General features: G+C 45.3%; 19 protein-coding genes. 17 read left to right on the forward strand and 2 right to left on the reverse strand.

Going from position 1 to position 14,327, the window contains the following annotated elements; all coding sequences use genetic code 11:
* Positions 1 to 90: 90 nt before the first annotated feature.
* From nrdD to lytR, 15 genes are all read left to right on the forward strand, one after another.
* Entirely contained in the window at positions 91 to 2,265 is a 2,175-nt protein-coding gene (gene nrdD / locus HF992_RS01850) for an anaerobic ribonucleoside-triphosphate reductase (RefSeq protein WP_168548360.1), read from the forward strand.
* 69 nt (positions 2,266 to 2,334) lie between these two features.
* Positions 2,335 to 2,466 (forward strand): hypothetical protein, encoded by a 132-nt coding sequence (locus HF992_RS12150; protein ID WP_018377538.1) that lies wholly within the window; start codon positions 2,335 to 2,337, stop codon positions 2,464 to 2,466.
* Positions 2,467 to 2,525: 59 nt separating this feature from the next.
* A complete protein-coding gene (locus HF992_RS01855) occupies positions 2,526 to 3,482 on the forward strand; it encodes a Gfo/Idh/MocA family protein (protein WP_168548361.1) in 957 nt (318 codons plus the stop codon).
* Positions 3,454 to 3,951: a GNAT family N-acetyltransferase gene (locus HF992_RS01860; RefSeq protein ID WP_168548362.1), complete on the forward strand. Its 498-nt coding sequence runs from the start codon at positions 3,454 to 3,456 to the stop codon at positions 3,949 to 3,951. Before HF992_RS01855 ends, HF992_RS01860 begins: the two co-directional genes overlap by 29 nt.
* A gap of 1 nt (position 3,952) precedes the next feature.
* Positions 3,953 to 4,456 carry a GNAT family N-acetyltransferase gene (locus HF992_RS01865; RefSeq protein ID WP_168548363.1) on the forward strand — a complete coding sequence of 168 codons (504 nt, stop codon included), beginning with the start codon at positions 3,953 to 3,955 and terminating at the stop codon, positions 4,454 to 4,456.
* 4 nt (positions 4,457 to 4,460) lie between these two features.
* The gene (gene crcB, locus HF992_RS01870) at positions 4,461 to 4,835 is read left to right on the forward strand and encodes a fluoride efflux transporter CrcB (RefSeq protein ID WP_168548364.1); all 375 of its coding nucleotides are present in this window, start codon (positions 4,461 to 4,463) and stop codon (positions 4,833 to 4,835) included.
* Entirely contained in the window at positions 4,832 to 5,395 is a 564-nt protein-coding gene (gene nrdG / locus HF992_RS01875) for an anaerobic ribonucleoside-triphosphate reductase activating protein (RefSeq protein WP_168548365.1), read from the forward strand. Before crcB ends, nrdG begins: the two co-directional genes overlap by 4 nt.
* A 584-nt stretch (positions 5,396 to 5,979) precedes the next feature.
* A complete protein-coding gene (locus HF992_RS01880; protein ID WP_168548366.1) occupies positions 5,980 to 6,141 on the forward strand; it encodes a hypothetical protein in 162 nt (53 codons plus the stop codon).
* A gap of 191 nt (positions 6,142 to 6,332) precedes the next feature.
* Positions 6,333 to 7,031, forward strand: coding sequence for a 2,3,4,5-tetrahydropyridine-2,6-dicarboxylate N-acetyltransferase (gene dapD / locus HF992_RS01885; RefSeq protein ID WP_168548367.1), 699 nt, complete (start codon positions 6,333 to 6,335; stop codon positions 7,029 to 7,031).
* A 42-nt stretch (positions 7,032 to 7,073) separates the two neighbouring features.
* Positions 7,074 to 8,219 (forward strand): N-acetyldiaminopimelate deacetylase, encoded by a 1,146-nt coding sequence (locus tag HF992_RS01890; RefSeq protein WP_168548368.1) that lies wholly within the window; start codon positions 7,074 to 7,076, stop codon positions 8,217 to 8,219.
* On the forward strand, positions 8,212 to 8,754 hold the full coding sequence (locus tag HF992_RS01895) for a 5-formyltetrahydrofolate cyclo-ligase (RefSeq protein WP_343032937.1): 543 nt from the start codon (positions 8,212 to 8,214) through the stop codon (positions 8,752 to 8,754). The genes HF992_RS01890 and HF992_RS01895 overlap by 8 nt, the downstream gene beginning before the upstream one ends.
* On the forward strand, positions 8,735 to 9,415 hold the full coding sequence (locus tag HF992_RS01900; RefSeq protein ID WP_168548370.1) for a rhomboid family intramembrane serine protease: 681 nt from the start codon (positions 8,735 to 8,737) through the stop codon (positions 9,413 to 9,415). Before HF992_RS01895 ends, HF992_RS01900 begins: the two co-directional genes overlap by 20 nt.
* A 139-nt stretch (positions 9,416 to 9,554) precedes the next feature.
* Positions 9,555 to 9,995, forward strand: coding sequence for a tRNA (adenosine(37)-N6)-threonylcarbamoyltransferase complex ATPase subunit type 1 TsaE (gene tsaE / locus HF992_RS01905; protein WP_168548371.1), 441 nt, complete (start codon positions 9,555 to 9,557; stop codon positions 9,993 to 9,995).
* Positions 9,988 to 10,521, forward strand: a complete 534-nt coding sequence (locus HF992_RS01910) for a GNAT family N-acetyltransferase (protein WP_168548372.1) — start codon at positions 9,988 to 9,990, stop codon at positions 10,519 to 10,521. The genes tsaE and HF992_RS01910 overlap by 8 nt, the downstream gene beginning before the upstream one ends.
* A gap of 2 nt (positions 10,522 to 10,523) precedes the next feature.
* Positions 10,524 to 11,702 carry a glycopolymer--peptidoglycan transferase LytR gene (lytR, locus tag HF992_RS01915; RefSeq protein ID WP_425505584.1) on the forward strand — a complete coding sequence of 393 codons (1,179 nt, stop codon included), beginning with the start codon at positions 10,524 to 10,526 and terminating at the stop codon, positions 11,700 to 11,702.
* 62 nt (positions 11,703 to 11,764) lie between these two features.
* On the opposite strand, the gene HF992_RS01920 is transcribed toward lytR, so the two are convergent.
* Together HF992_RS01920 and HF992_RS01925 are read right to left on the reverse strand one after the other, a co-directional pair.
* Positions 11,765 to 12,073, reverse strand: coding sequence for a hypothetical protein (locus tag HF992_RS01920; protein WP_168548374.1), 309 nt, complete (start codon positions 12,071 to 12,073; stop codon positions 11,765 to 11,767).
* A gap of 3 nt (positions 12,074 to 12,076) precedes the next feature.
* Entirely contained in the window at positions 12,077 to 12,490 is a 414-nt protein-coding gene (locus HF992_RS01925) for an HIT family protein (RefSeq protein ID WP_168548375.1), read from the reverse strand.
* 61 nt (positions 12,491 to 12,551) lie between these two features.
* Between HF992_RS01925 and HF992_RS01930 the strand changes: the two genes are divergently transcribed.
* Positions 12,552 to 13,280 carry an ABC transporter ATP-binding protein gene (locus HF992_RS01930; protein WP_168548376.1) on the forward strand — a complete coding sequence of 243 codons (729 nt, stop codon included), beginning with the start codon at positions 12,552 to 12,554 and terminating at the stop codon, positions 13,278 to 13,280.
* Positions 13,277 to 14,314 carry an ABC transporter permease gene (locus HF992_RS01935; protein WP_168548377.1) on the forward strand — a complete coding sequence of 346 codons (1,038 nt, stop codon included), beginning with the start codon at positions 13,277 to 13,279 and terminating at the stop codon, positions 14,312 to 14,314. The genes HF992_RS01930 and HF992_RS01935 overlap by 4 nt, the downstream gene beginning before the upstream one ends.
* The last annotated feature ends 13 nt before the right edge of the window (positions 14,315 to 14,327 follow it).

Below are 14,327 nucleotides of genomic sequence, written 5' to 3' on the forward strand. Positions count from 1 at the left end.
TTAAAATTTTATTCCACAATATATTGTTTTTTGTTTGAATAAGTGATAAAATAGACAATGTAAGTATCAAAGAGACGCGAGGCAAGAAAGATGAGTCAGACACAGGAACTTTTGGTATGGAAGCGCGATGGGCGGCTGGTTCCCTTTGATCGCTTGAAAATCGAACAGGCTTTGTGGAAAGCGGCTCAGGCTCGAACAGAAATGACACCGCTCTTGGAGCAGGTCTTAGAAAAGGTAGCTGATCGTGTGGTTGCTGAGATTTTTAGCCGTTTCCAAAAAGACATCAAAATTTATGAGATTCAAGCTATTGTTGAGCAGGAATTGCTAGAAAGTAAGGTTTATGACTTAGCAGACGAGTATATCAATTATCGTAAGAAACGAGATTTTGAGCGCCATCAAGCGACGGATATCAATTATTCCATTGAGAAACTCGTCCAAAAGGATCAGGCAGTGGTCAATGAGAATGCCAATAAAGACAGTGATGTTTTTAATACCCAGCGTGATTTGACAGCAGGCATTGTCGGTAAAAGTATTGGCTTGAAGATGTTACCTGCCCACGTGGCTAACAGTCACCAAAAAGGGGAGATCCACTACCATGACCTAGACTATAGCCCCTATACGCCGATGACCAACTGTTGCTTGATTGATTTTAAAGGAATGCTGGCAAATGGCTTTAAGATTGGCAATGCGGATGTGGAGAGCCCTAAGTCAATTCAAACAGCGACTGCCCAAATGTCTCAAATCATTGCTAATGTGGCGTCAAGTCAATATGGAGGTTGCTCGGCAGATCGGATCGATGAGGTTTTGGCTCCTTATGCTAGGCTCAATTATGCCAAGCACCTAAAAGAAGCTAAGCAGTGGGTGGTTGAAGGCAAGTGGGAGAATTATGCTCGCCAAAAAACCCAAAAAGACATCTATGATGCCATGCAATCCTTGGAGTATGAGATCAATACCCTCTTTACTTCAAACGGACAAACGCCGTTTACCTCACTTGGTTTTGGCTTGGGAACGGACTGGTTTGAGCGGGAAATCCAAAAGGCCATCTTAACAATCCGCATCAACGGTTTAGGAAAAGAAGGGCGGACGGCCATTTTTCCAAAATTGATTTTCACTCTCAAGCGTGGGGTCAATCTAGAAGCGGATTCCCCGAATTATGACATCAAGCAATTGGCCTTGGAATGTGCAACCAAGCGGATGTACCCAGATATTCTGTCTTATGACAAGATTGTTGAATTGACGGGGTCTTTCAAGGTACCTATGGGGTGCCGTTCTTTCTTACAGGGCTGGACGGATGCAGAAGGGCAAGATATCACTTCCGGTCGGATGAACCTGGGTGTGGTGACCGTCAATCTGCCACGGATTGCCTTGGAATCGGAAGGGAGCCAAGAGCGCTTTTGGCAGATTTTTAGTGAGCGGATGGGGATTGCCAAGGATGCTCTCGTTTATCGGATCAATCGTGTCAAAGAAGCCAGTCCTGCCAATGCACCGATTTTGTATCAGTATGGTGCTTTTGGGAAAAGGCTGAGCAGAGATGGCAATGTCGACGACCTTTTTAAAAACCGTAGGGCTACTATTTCGCTGGGCTATATCGGTCTTTATGAGGTAGCGACAGCTTTTTATGGTGGCGAATGGGAAAAGCAACCTGAAGCAAAGGCTTTTACCGTTGAGATTGTGAAAGCCATGAAGGCATTGTGTGAGGCATGGTCGGATGAGTATGGCTATCATTTCTCCGTCTATTCGACACCTTCTGAAAGTTTGACAGACCGATTTTGCCGTTTGGATACTGAGAAATTTGGGCAAGTTAAGGACATCACAGATAAAGAATATTATACGAATTCCTTCCATTATGATGTTCGAAAACATCCGACACCTTTTGAGAAGTTAGAATTTGAAAAAATTTACCCAGAATCAGGGGCTAGCGGGGGCTTTATCCATTATTGTGAATACCCTGTGCTCCAACAAAATCCAAAAGCTTTAGAAGCTGTTTGGGATTATGCCTATGACCGAGTGGGGTATTTGGGGACCAATACACCGATTGATAAGTGCTATGCTTGTGGTTATGAAGGGGATTTTGAGCCGACAGAACGCGGCTTTAAGTGCCCAAACTGTGGCAATAGTGATCCCAAGACAGTGGATGTGGTCAAACGCACTTGTGGCTACCTGGGCAATCCTCAGGCCAGACCGATGGTTAATGGCCGCCACAAAGAAATCTCTGCCCGTGTCAAACACATGAATGGCTCCACCATCAAGACACCGGGGAAATAGTATGGTATACTAAACTATCGGCGAAAGATCCTATTTTGCTGTCATTTAATGGGTATGAAGGAGAAACTAATGGGTAAATATCAATTAGACTATAAAGGCATGCAATTAGTGGAAAAATTCCATGAGAAGCATTCCAATGTGAAAGATGATAAGAAGGCGCGCGTGCAGGCGCTCTTGAAAAAAGCTGGTAAGAAGAAATAAACCGGCTCGAAAGAGGCAGGTGGCGTGAAAAGCGTCACCTGTTTTTAGAAGGGAAATGGATGAAAAAAATCGGAATTGTGGGAATCGGAGGGATTTCCCAGAAGGCATATTTGCCCTATATGCGGCAATTATCTGGCATTGAATGGCACGTCTTTACTCGTAAGGAAGAGGTGCGCGAAGAAGTGGTTGCTTTATTTGGTCAAGCAGTATCCTATGACAGTCTGACAACCTTGCTAGATGCTGATTTAGACGGGGTCTTTATCCATGCGGCGACAGTGGCGCATCCGGAGATTGCTGCTCAGTTTTTGAAAAAGGGCATTCCTGTCTATATGGACAAGCCGGTGACAGAGGATTTTGAAGAGACCAAGGCACTGTATGATCTGGCAGTAGCTAATGGCACGTTTTTGATGGCAGGGTTTAACCGTCGCTTTGCACCGAAGGTGAAAGTGTTGGCAGAGGCCAAGCACAAACGAAGGATTTTAGTAGAGAAAAATGATGTCAACAGCAAGGGAGAATTGCAATATAAGCTGTTTGATTTCTTCATTCATCCATTGGATACTGCGCTTTATCTAATGGATGGCAAGCTCTTGGGTGGTCATTTTCATTATCAGCTTGAGGATGGTATGTTGACTCAGGTCTCTGTGACCTTGCATACAGCGTCAGAAAGTCTGGTAGCCAGTATGAATTTGCAGTCAGGTAGTCGTCGGGAAATCATGGAAGTGCAAACCCCCGAGGCGACCTATCATTTGGAAAATTTGGATGAACTGACCATTATCACTGGTGTTGATCAGACACGTGAGAATTTTGGTTCCTGGGATACGACCCTGTATAAACGTGGTTTTGAGACCATTATTCAGGCCTTTCTTGAGGCGATTGAAACGGGAAACAATCCAGTCTCACTTGAGTCGAGTCTATTAAGTCACTGGGTTTGTGACCAGATGAACCGTTCAGAAACCCCTTATGGGATACTAGATTTGGAGGCATTTTATGGAATTGCGCCGGCCGACCATAGCTGATAGAGAAGCTGTTTTCGATATGATGCGTGAGTTTGAGGAGGCTGGCTCAGCTCATGATGGTGGTTTTTGGAATGGGGAAAACTTCGATTATGAAGAATGGCTTGTTGGCAATGCGGACGCAGAAATGGGGCTGAATATTCCTGATGGCTGGGTACCAGCGATCCAGTTTGTCTCTTTTGATGAGGCTGGACGAGCTTTGGGTTTTCTTCATCTTCGTCTGCGACTCAATGACTTCCTGCTACAACAAGGTGGGCACATTGGCTATTCCATCAGACCGAGCGAGCGGGGTAAGGGGTACGCTAAGGAGCAGTTGCGATTGGGTCTTTTAGAGTGCCCACAGAAAAATATTCACCGCGTGTTGATCACGTGCTCCATGGAAAATCCAGCCAGCCGAGCGACGATTTTAGCCAACGGCGGCCTGTTGGAAGACGTGCGTGAAGGCACAGAGCGGTATTGGGTGGAGAGTTGAGATGTATCTGAGACGACCATGTCTGGCGGATAAATCGGCTTTTTTAGAGATGTTAGCAGAGTTTGAAGCTGCCAATAGCCCATTTGTCGGAGCGATTAGCAGCTGGACTGCAGCAAAAGGAAATTTCGAAGCTTGGCTTCAGCTGATACAAGAGCAGGAACAAGCAGATGTCTTAGACAGGGGCATTGGGCGATTTGTGCATTTGCTTAGTTTCAGTGACAGCGGAGACTTACTCGGTATTTTCTCCTTTAGTAAGGATACCACCCCAGCAATTGTTGACATGTATGGGCATATCGGCTACTCGATTCGCCCATCTCAACGTGGCAAGGGTTATGGGACGATCCAGCTGAGGCTTGGGCTACTTGAGCTCAAACAATTCGGTTTGAAACGACTAATGCTTGTCTGTGACGCTGATAACAAGCCAAGTCGGCAGATGATTTTAGCCAACGGCGGCGTGTTGGAAGACGTGCGTGAGAGCACAGAGCGGTATTGGGTGGAGGTGTAATTGTATGAATCTTATTCTAGTTGCTTTGGGAGGTGCTCTGGGAGCAGTCTGTCGGTATGGGTTGAGCTTTTTGCCCGTATCTTCCTCGTTTCCTTTTGCCACTTTTTTGACCAATATTGCAGGTGCTTTTGTAATGGGGTTAGTAGTCGGTTTGTCCGAAGAAATGAAACTTTTATCACCTAACGCCACCCTTTTTTGGAAGGTGGGTGTCTGTGGTGGGTTTACGACCTTTTCCAGTTTTTCCCTTGAGACAGTTCGCTTCGTGGACAGACAAGAGTATGGGCTAGCCCTGGTTTACAGTTTTGGGAGTGTATTTTGTTGCTTGATTGCCCTGATGTGTGGTAGGTATGTCGTCGCCCGAATGGGAGGTCTTCGATGAACCATCCCAAACCTCAAGAATGGAAGAGCGAGGAGCTGAGCCAAGGTCGGATTATGGACTACAAGGCTTTTAACATGGTTGATGGCGAAGGGGTCAGGTGTAGCCTGTATGTGTCGGGCTGTCTGTTTCACTGCGAGGGCTGCTACAATGTTGCCACATGGAACTTCCGAGCAGGCATGCCTTATACCAAGGAGTTGGAGGAGCAAATTATGACAGATTTGGCACAGCCTTATGTTCAAGGCTTGACGCTTCTTGGTGGCGAACCTTTTCTGAATACGGGTATTCTCTTACCCTTGGTCAAGCGGGTGAGACAGGAGTTGCCTGATAAGGACATCTGGTCCTGGACGGGTTATACCTGGGAAGAGCTGATGCTGGAGACCAAGGACAAGTTGGAGCTGTTGAGCTATCTTGACATACTGGTTGATGGTCGTTTTGACCGTACCAAAAAGAACCTCATGTTACAATTTAGGGGGTCCTCCAATCAGCGGATTATTGATGTGCCAGCCTCTTTATCTCAAAAACAAGTTATTATTTGGGATAGACTTCAGGAAGGGAAGTAGTGGGCTAGGAGCTTGGACGAAAGTTAGGTTTGAGAAGGATAATATCACTGATACAAAGTCTTGGGATCAATGTTCTTGATAAGGTTTTCATAGTTATTTCGTTTTAAAAAGAGCTGCCATATTTCCTATCTAGTAAGAACGCTTGCTTCATTGCTAGTGCTCTCACAGGTTGCTTGGCTTGTTATTGCTAAGCAGGCTATTCAAACTGCTATGACCGTCTTTACTCTAATACCCCTTATGAAAATAGCACACTTTGAAAGGTAGGGGAGCTAAACTCTTTTTTGAAGTTGTCGCTTAACAGGAGGGGCTGCAATTAGAAAGAATTGATGTAAAAGTTTTAGAGCTGTGTGGAAAACGCACAAGACTTATTATACCCTCGATATTGGCTTTCGACTTTATGATGATGAAGCTTTGATGCGACTGCTAGATACTTTATTAATTCAAACTATCCCTGAAGATAATAGCAGAGCTACTTAACCCCAGCAGTCAGGCAAGCGCCCGGAGAAACAACTATCTCCTAGAACTCAAGTAGTAACGTTTCTCTGGATAAAGAGTATGTGGAATGGCGCATTGAAATAATCAACATGGCTACGAAGGACAGAAGAAGTCAGACGCTTAATGGTTCCAACTCTGATGTGGCAATCCAATTGGAAGAAGGAGAGATTATTTCAACAGACTTCTCAAACTCTTATGATTTTGAAAAACCAACAGACGAAGCGCGTTTGGTCGTTACTCCTGTAAACTAAGCCGAGGAACCTCGCTTTCGGGGGTCTTTTTTCTGTCAAATAGTCTGAATGTTTGCTATAATAGTGGAGACGCTTGTATCAATCTTTAAAAGGGGATCATAGGTTAAATCAGCAGGAGCTTGGTTTAGGACCATCATTGAACCTTCTTCTAAGTGATAAGGCATAATAATCTATTTATCAGGGAGAATCTTATGACTGCTACAAAAATGTCTGCCCAAGAAATCATCGCTTTTATCGGAAATGCTGTCAAGAAAACAGCTGTCAAGGTCACCTTTGAGGGGGAGTTGGCTACTCCAGTTCCAGAATCTGTGACCAAGTTAGGGAATGTCCTTTTCGGTGACTGGAAGGATGTGGCGCCTTTGCTCACAGGACTGACGGAAAATAAGGACTATGTCATCGAGAATGATGCTCGCAACTCAGCTGTGCCATTGCTGGATAAAAAGAATATCAATGCCCGTATTGAACCAGGTGCCATCATCCGTGACCAGGTAGCTATCGGTGACAATGCTGTTATCATGATGGGAGCTGTCATCAACATCGGTGCAGAAATCGGTGCAGGAACCATGATTGATATGGGTGCAATCCTGGGTGGCCGTGCGACAGTCGGCAAGAACAGTCATATCGGAGCAGGAGCTGTCTTAGCCGGTGTTATCGAGCCTGCTTCTGCTGAGCCAGTCCGCGTGGGCGATAATGTCTTGGTTGGGGCTAATGCTGTTGTTATCGAAGGCGTTCAAATCGGGAATGGGTCAGTTGTCGCAGCCGGTGCCATTGTGACTCAAGATGTGCCTGAGAACGTGGTTGTTGCTGGTGTTCCGGCCCGTATCATCAAGGAAATAGATGCTCAAACCCAACAAAAAACAGCCTTGGAAGAAGCCTTGCGTAATTTGTAATCTGAAAGACCGCTTGTCGGTCTCTTTTAATAGAGGATAGATATGACACTTAATTTAATTGCGATTCGTCGAGAGCTCCATCAGATTCCTGAAATTGGTCTGGAAGAATATAAGACCCAGGCCTATCTTTTGCAACAATTGGAGGGCCTTTTGAGCACTTGTTCCTTTGCGTCCATCAAAACATGGCGGACGGGTATCGTAGTGACCTTGACAGGTTATGCTGCCGAAAAAACCATAGCTTGGCGGACTGATATTGACGGCCTGCCCATCGTTGAAGAGACGGGGCTTGATTTTGCCAGCCAGCATGAGGGGCGGATGCACGCCTGTGGCCATGATTTTCACATGACCATCGCGCTAGGGCTTTTGGAAAAAATAGCAGAGCAGCAACCCAAGAACAACTTCCTCATCCTTTTCCAACCCGCTGAGGAAAATTTAGCGGGTGGCAAGCTCATGTACGAAGCTGGGGTCTTAGAGGATTGTAAGCCAGATGAATTCTACGCCCTGCATGTCCGTCCAGATCTCAAGGTAGGAGCGTTAGCGACCAATACAAGTACGCTTTTTGCAGGGACCTGTGAAGTCAAGATTACCTTCACTGGCAAGGGCGGCCATGCGGCCTTCCCTCACACAGCCAATGATGCTCTTGTCGCGGCTAGCTATTTTGTCACCCAGGTGCAGTCCATTGTCAGCCGAAATGTAGACCCTATTGAAGGAGCTGTTGTGACATTTGGCAGTTTTCATGCTGGAACCACCAATAATGTGATTGCAGAGACGGCACATTTGCATGGCACTATTCGGAGTTTGACCCGTGAGATGGGGCAGCTGGTCCAGAAGCGTGTTAAAGCGGTCGCAGAAGGTATTGCAGCGAGTTTTGGTGTGGCGGTGTCGATTGATTTGATTGAAGCCGGTTACCTGCCTGTTGAAAATAATCCTGAGTTGGCAGGCCAGTTTATGGCTTTCTATGAAAATGATCCGGAGGTGACTATGTTGGATTGCCTTCCGGCTATGACAGGCGAGGATTTTGGGTTCTTGTTGAGTAAGATACCAGGAGTTATGTTTTGGCTGGGAGTGGACACTCCCTATCCTCTCCACAATCCTAAACTGTCGCCTGATGAAGCTGCTCTGCCATTTGCCGTAGAAAAGGTCGGCAATTTCCTAGCTAGCCGTTTGAATGGAGCAAGTAGTGTCTAAATCAGCTTTACGCCAAAGAGTATTGGCTCAGTTAAAAGGCCAAGATCCGCTGGTCAAAGAAGAACGCGACCAAGCCTTGATTAGGCGCTTAATGGCGAGTTCTAGTTACCAAAAGAGCACGACAGTGGCGCTATACTTGTCCTTAGCTTTTGAGGTAAATACGGCCTCCTTGATTAAGGCAGCGAGGGCAGACGGCAAGCAAATCTTGGTTCCAAAGACTTTGAAGGGGGGACAGATGGTCTTCGTACCCTATCAAGCAGGCCATCTCGAACGCTCTTCATTTGGGGTGCTAGAGCCGACCAATCAGGAAGTAGTGCTCAAAGAAGCGATTGACTTGATAGTGGTACCAGGTCTCATTTGGAATCACCAAGGCTATCGAATTGGTTTTGGCGGTGGTTTTTATGACCGTTATCTGGCAAATTATCAAGGCGAAACAGTTAGTCTTTGTTATGATTTTCAGTATCAGGAATTTGTACCGGAGCATCATGATTGGCCGGTAAAGGAGGTTATTGTTGATGTTAAAAACCGTATTTGATAAGCGTTACCCAGTGACAAGTGGCATCTTGTTGATCACTTGGCTTGTTTTTCTAGCCATGCAAATACTGCGTTTCAGCCAAGCGACCAGCGCTCAAGCAGTCTATGACTTTGGTGGCATGCTAGGAGTGGCTATTCGGCAAAATCCTGGCAACTTGTGGCGGCTTGTTACAGCTATTTTTGTCCACATTGGCTGGGAGCATGTTTTTTTAAACAGTCTCTCCATTTACTTTTTGGGTCATCAATTAGAATTGCTGTTTGGTTCCTTAAAATTTGCCTTATTTTACCTGTTGTCAGGGATTATGGGGAATGTGTTTGTTCTCTTTTTAACACCGACAGTTGTGGCGGCGGGTGCGTCGACAGCTATCTTTGGTCTTTTGGCATCAATGGCGGTGCTCCGCTATGTGGCAAGGAATCCCTACCTGCGCATGCTAGGACAAAATTACTTGATGCTCTTGGCCATGAATGTATTGCTGGGCTGGATGTCGTCAGGGATCAGCCATGCTGGACATCTGGGTGGCGCTGTTGGGGGTGCTTTGTGTGCCATTTTTCTACGGATTAAGGGTGAAGAAACTATCTTCGAGTCTCATAAACGCCATCTAGCTTGGATAACCTATCTGCTATTAGTCATTGGCATGGTCAGCTACCGCTTGGCCTTTTAGAGGAATCTATCGCGGGCATTTAACCCCAGTCGTATCAGCCTATTTAGGTATGCAAAATTCCGATTTTGACTGTGTTACAATTTGGTAACAGTTAGCTTAGTGGGGGACAGGAGACTGTCCTTTTTGGTATAATGCTAGCATGCATATCGAAAATGAGACGGCCTTAGTGGCTTTTGGAAAACGGTTAGGAGAATTGTTGAAAGCCCAGGATGTCATTGTTCTAACCGGTGATTTAGGGACTGGCAAGACAACTGTGACCAAGGGGATTGCCCAAGGCCTAGGGATTGCTCAAATGATTAAAAGTCCAACCTATACCATCGTTCGTGAATATGAGGGACATTTGCCTCTCTATCATCTTGACGTTTATCGGATTGGTGATGATCCAGATTCGATTGATCTGGATGAATTTCTTTTTGGAGAAGGCGTCACGGTGATAGAGTGGGGCAGGCTGCTGGAGTCGTCTTTGCCAAAAGACTATCTGGAGGTTAAATTGGCTGTCTCAGGTGAGGGAAGACAGCTGACCTTAGAAGCTAAAGGGGCTAGGGCCAAGCAGCTAATGGAGGATTTAACTATTGCTTAAGAAGGAAGTTGTTTTCAGAGAAGCTAGTCAAGCAGATGCCGCAAGCATCATTGCCTTCTTTAATCATGTCGGGCGAGAGTCTGACTATTTAATCATGGATGACAATGGCTATAAAGGGACAGAAACTGCGTTAGCTAAGTCTTTAGAAGACAGTTTGAAGCTTATTAACCAGCTGTGCTTGCTCGCTCTTGTGGACGAAGAAGTCATCGGTATGCTTAATATCAGGGCCGGTAGACAACTTCGCATAGAACATATCGGTGATGTCTTTATCGCTGTACGAAAGAGTTACTGGGGAAAAGGCATCGGGCATATTCTGATGGAAGAGGCTGTGGACTGGGCGGTTCATTCTGGTATTATTAGACGCTTGGAATTGACAGTTCAAGTCTGTAATCAACGCGCGATTGCCCTTTATGAACAATTTGGATTTGAGATTGAAGGCACTCAAAAAAGAGGTGCTAAGACAGAGAATGGAGAGTTTCTTGACGTTTACCTGATGGGGAAACTGATAGATGAAGAAGGCGAATGACAATTGGAAAAAAAATAGCAGCCATGCTGGCCGCTATCTTAGCAACAACACTGATGGCAGGAGGAGCCTATTTTTTCACCTTGTATGGAGCGACAGCCGATGAGTTAGGGAAAACGTTTCGTCCTATCCATGAGGGAGAAGAACTTTCCGTTATTGAAGCGACAGATCCTTTCACTATCTTGTTTATGGGGGTAGATACAGGAACAGGATCGCGGGAAGATGATTGGGTCGGGAACAGTGATTCCATGCTATTGGTGACAGTGAATCCCCTAACCAAGACGACCTCTATGATGAGTCTAGAACGTGATATATTGGTCAAACTATCGGACGAAGAAGGTGAACCGACAGACACAGAAGCGAAATTAAATGCGGCTTATGCTATGGGCGGTCCAGAAATGGCTATTGCAACGGTTGAGGACATGATGAACATTTCGATTGACCGTTATGTTATGATCAATATGCAAGGGATGATTGACCTAGTAGATGCTGTTGGTGGAATTACGGTGAATAATACCTTGGGATTTACCATCTCCATTGAGGAACAGGAGCCTGAGTACACCCAAACCATCGAACCAGGCAAACAGACCGTTAACGGTGAGCAAGCTCTGGTCTATGCTCGCATGCGGTATCAGGATCCTGAGGGAGACTATGGCCGGCAGAAGCGCCAGCGCGAAGTAATTCAGTTGATTATCAAAAAGCTCCTGAGCATGAATAGCATTAGCAAGTATAAGGCGATTTTAAAAGCTGTTTCAAAGAATGTTAGGACAAACATTGCGCTGACCAGAGAAACGATTCCTAAATGGTTAGGCTATCGGGATGCTCTAAAAAAGATACAAACCTATCAATTGGCAGGTGAAGATGCAACGATCGGTGAGGTGAGCTATCAGGTGGCAACTTCTGAGCACCTACTTCACATGCAAAATGCCTTACAGACATCACTTGGAAAGTCTGCTCGAAAAGAGCTGAAAACGACAGCGGTTCTCTACGAAGAGGTCTATGGTTCTAGTCTGGAAGAGACAGGATACAGTAGCACTGAGGTCTGGGGTGGAGAGACGCAAAACCTACCCCAGGTTCAACCTCAGTTAGAACCTGTGCAGGAATTCTCACCCGTAACAGAAGCAATACCTGCTGTGGAGCCAGTTGGGACAGAAACGATCCCTGAGGGAGCAACAGCCCAATAAACTCTCTGATGCCAAACGAATGGTAAAAGGCATACCTGTCTAGATTCAGGTATGCCTTTGGTTTACAGTTCAACCTCAACTTGATTGGAGGGGGCATCTCTTTGCAACAGTGGCATTTGCTCGGTTCGAGCTTCCACTTCGCCTTGAAAGACTTGAGCTTTATAACTGAGGTCTTTAGCCATCTCAGTCACTTTTGGAATCTGGCTTTGGATAAAGGCTAACTGTGATTGGATATCCTTGAGGTGGCCACTGGCTTCTTGGGTTAACTCCTTGGTTTCAAGTGCTTCACGTTTGATTGTTTTACGATGCTTAATAGCTTGATAAGTAAGGTAGGCAGCTGTACCTGTCCAGAGTAATCTTCTAAGTTTCATAGGTTATGCCTCCAAATAGAGTTCTTGAGCGAGTTGAGCGAGTTGGGTAAAATCGGGTTCATGAGTCTCAAACTGAATCGCCAGTCCATCTTCCTTATCTAAACGTGGTAGGAGGTGGATGTGGCTATGGAAAACTGTTTGCCCAGCTGCTTCTCCGTTATTGTTGATGATATTTAATCCCTTGGCCCCCAGTTTTTCCTTGAGTTGGCGAGCAATTTTGGGAATGCGGGCAAAGACCAAACCTGCGGTATCGCTGTCCATGTCAAAGACATCTGCGACATGCGTTTTAGGAATAACCAAAGTATGGCCAGGGGTTACTTGGGTAATGTCCAGAAAGGCAAGGACCTGATCATCTTCGTAAACTTTGGAGGATGGGATTTGGCCAGAGACAATTTTACAGAAAATACAGTCAGTCATGGTTTTACCTCTTTTCTTGAATCTGTTATAATAAATTATATCAAAAAAATCGGAGAAATGAATGTTAAACATCCAAAATGTAACGGGAGGTTATGCCAATATCCCAGTTCTTAGAAATATTTCCTTTGAGATTGCCGATGGTGAGTTGGTGGGGCTCATTGGGTTAAATGGTGCAGGAAAGTCTACCACAATCAATGAAATTATTGGCCTGTTAACGCCTTATAAGGGGGAGATTACCATTGATGGCCTAAGTCTAAAGCAGGATGCTGAGAATTATCGAAAAAAAATAGGCTTTATTCCTGAAACGCCGAGCCTTTATGAAGAGTTGACCTTAAAAGAGCATTTGGAAGTAGTCGCTTTGGCTTATGACATACCCATTGAAAAGGCCTTGGAAAGGGCAGAAGTCCTCTTGAAGTTATTCCGTCTAGACCAGCGTCTCGATTGGTTTCCGGTCAATTTTTCCAAAGGGATGAAACAGAAGGTTATGATCATCTGTGCCTTGATTGTTGAGCCGAGTCTCTTGATTGTGGATGAGCCCTTTTTGGGGCTGGATCCATTGGCTATAAAAGACCTGAAAGACCTTTTGGTTGCAGAAAAGGCCAAAGGCACCTCCATCTTGATGTCCACTCATGTGCTGGATTCTGCAGAGAAAATGTGCGACCGCTTCATCATTCTTCACCATGGTGAAATCAAGGCTCAGGGGCGTTTAGAGGATCTCCAAGAAGCTTTCGATATGCCAGAAGCTGATCTGAATGCCATCTACCTACGGTTGACGGAGGAGACTGAATGAAAGCTTTATTTTTGAAACGGCGCCAACTGTTTCATAAGCAATGCGCCAGGTACCTAAAATATGTCTTGAACGATCACTTTATCCTATTTATGCTGCTTGGTATGGGATTTGTCATGGTCCAATACAGCCAATTGATTAAACACCCTCCTCAGGATACTTTTGTCTTACGAATGGTGGTTATTGTTTTGTTATTGGGAGCTAGCTTTATGGGGGATTTTACGGCTTATTTAGAGAGGCCGGATCAGCAGTTTCTCTTAGGCAAGGAAGCCCATGTTGCTCGAGAAATAGAAAGGGCTCATCGAAAAGGTTTCCTTATTTGGACGATCATCCAGTTAGTAACGGCTGTTTTTCTTTATCCCCTGGCCTTGGCTGCTCAACTTTCTCTAGTGTCCTACGTGATTTTGGTGCTCCTGTCCATTGTCATTAATGTAGCCTATTTTCGCCGAAAACTGGTAGCTTTAACCAGTCAGCAACGCGTCTCTTGGGATGCAGCGATTAACCATGATCGCCATCAAAAACAAGCTGTTCTCAAGTTTTTTTCCCTTTTTACACAGGTCAAGGGAATTTCTCAAAGCGTTAGACGTAGAGCTTTTCTGGATCCTGTCCTCACTCTTTTTCAGCAAGGGACTTGGCTTTATCTCTTTGCGCGAGCCTTTTTAAGATCGGGTGATTACTTAAGGCTGAGCCTTCGTTTGGCCTTGCTCAGTTTTTTCAGTCTTAGTCTTATTGGTCAAGACTTAGTTGCGACAGTGCTAGCCATTTTGTTTAACTACCTCCTTCTTTTTCAACTCATGGCTCTCTACAACCATTACGACTATCAATACATGACCAGTCTTTTTCCGGTGACACGTGGCGAGAAGAAAAGGAGCTTAAGACTCTTTTTAAACGGCTTCTTTTTCTTCTTATTAACGATTCAAGTTGCTTTGGCAGCTGTTTTCTTCCAAGACAGGGTTTACTTACTTGTCTTGATAGGGGTACAAATCGTATTAAATGTGTGTTATCTTCCTTATAAAATAGAGAAATTGATTGACTAAGGCGCTTAAAACT

The organism is Streptococcus ovuberis, assembly GCF_012396585.1.
Taxonomy (GTDB): Bacteria; Bacillota; Bacilli; order Lactobacillales; family Streptococcaceae; genus Streptococcus; species Streptococcus ovuberis.

Excerpts from the sequence above, each read along its gene's own strand:
- HF992_RS01935 (WP_168548377.1), top strand. The coding sequence starts at position 13,277 with ATGAAAGCTTTATTTTTGAAACGGCGCCAACTGTTTCATAAGCAATGC.
- HF992_RS01900 (WP_168548370.1), top strand. The coding sequence starts at position 8,735 with ATGTTAAAAACCGTATTTGATAAGCGTTACCCAGTGACAAGTGGCATC.
- nrdG (WP_168548365.1), top strand. The coding sequence starts at position 4,832 with ATGAACCATCCCAAACCTCAAGAATGGAAGAGCGAGGAGCTGAGCCAA.
- HF992_RS01880 (WP_168548366.1), top strand. The coding sequence starts at position 5,980 with ATGGCTACGAAGGACAGAAGAAGTCAGACGCTTAATGGTTCCAACTCT.
- HF992_RS01865 (WP_168548363.1), top strand. The coding sequence starts at position 3,953 with ATGTATCTGAGACGACCATGTCTGGCGGATAAATCGGCTTTTTTAGAG.
- nrdD (WP_168548360.1), top strand. The coding sequence starts at position 91 with ATGAGTCAGACACAGGAACTTTTGGTATGGAAGCGCGATGGGCGGCTG.
- tsaE (WP_168548371.1), top strand. The coding sequence starts at position 9,555 with ATGCATATCGAAAATGAGACGGCCTTAGTGGCTTTTGGAAAACGGTTA.
- HF992_RS01855 (WP_168548361.1), top strand. The coding sequence starts at position 2,526 with ATGAAAAAAATCGGAATTGTGGGAATCGGAGGGATTTCCCAGAAGGCA.
- HF992_RS01925 (WP_168548375.1), bottom strand. The coding sequence starts at position 12,490 with ATGACTGACTGTATTTTCTGTAAAATTGTCTCTGGCCAAATCCCATCC.
- HF992_RS01860 (WP_168548362.1), top strand. The coding sequence starts at position 3,454 with ATGGAATTGCGCCGGCCGACCATAGCTGATAGAGAAGCTGTTTTCGAT.
- HF992_RS12150 (WP_018377538.1), top strand. The coding sequence starts at position 2,335 with ATGGGTAAATATCAATTAGACTATAAAGGCATGCAATTAGTGGAAAAA.
- crcB (WP_168548364.1), top strand. The coding sequence starts at position 4,461 with ATGAATCTTATTCTAGTTGCTTTGGGAGGTGCTCTGGGAGCAGTCTGT.
- HF992_RS01890 (WP_168548368.1), top strand. The coding sequence starts at position 7,074 with ATGACACTTAATTTAATTGCGATTCGTCGAGAGCTCCATCAGATTCCT.
- HF992_RS01930 (WP_168548376.1), top strand. The coding sequence starts at position 12,552 with ATGTTAAACATCCAAAATGTAACGGGAGGTTATGCCAATATCCCAGTT.
- HF992_RS01920 (WP_168548374.1), bottom strand. The coding sequence starts at position 12,073 with ATGAAACTTAGAAGATTACTCTGGACAGGTACAGCTGCCTACCTTACT.
- dapD (WP_168548367.1), top strand. The coding sequence starts at position 6,333 with ATGACTGCTACAAAAATGTCTGCCCAAGAAATCATCGCTTTTATCGGA.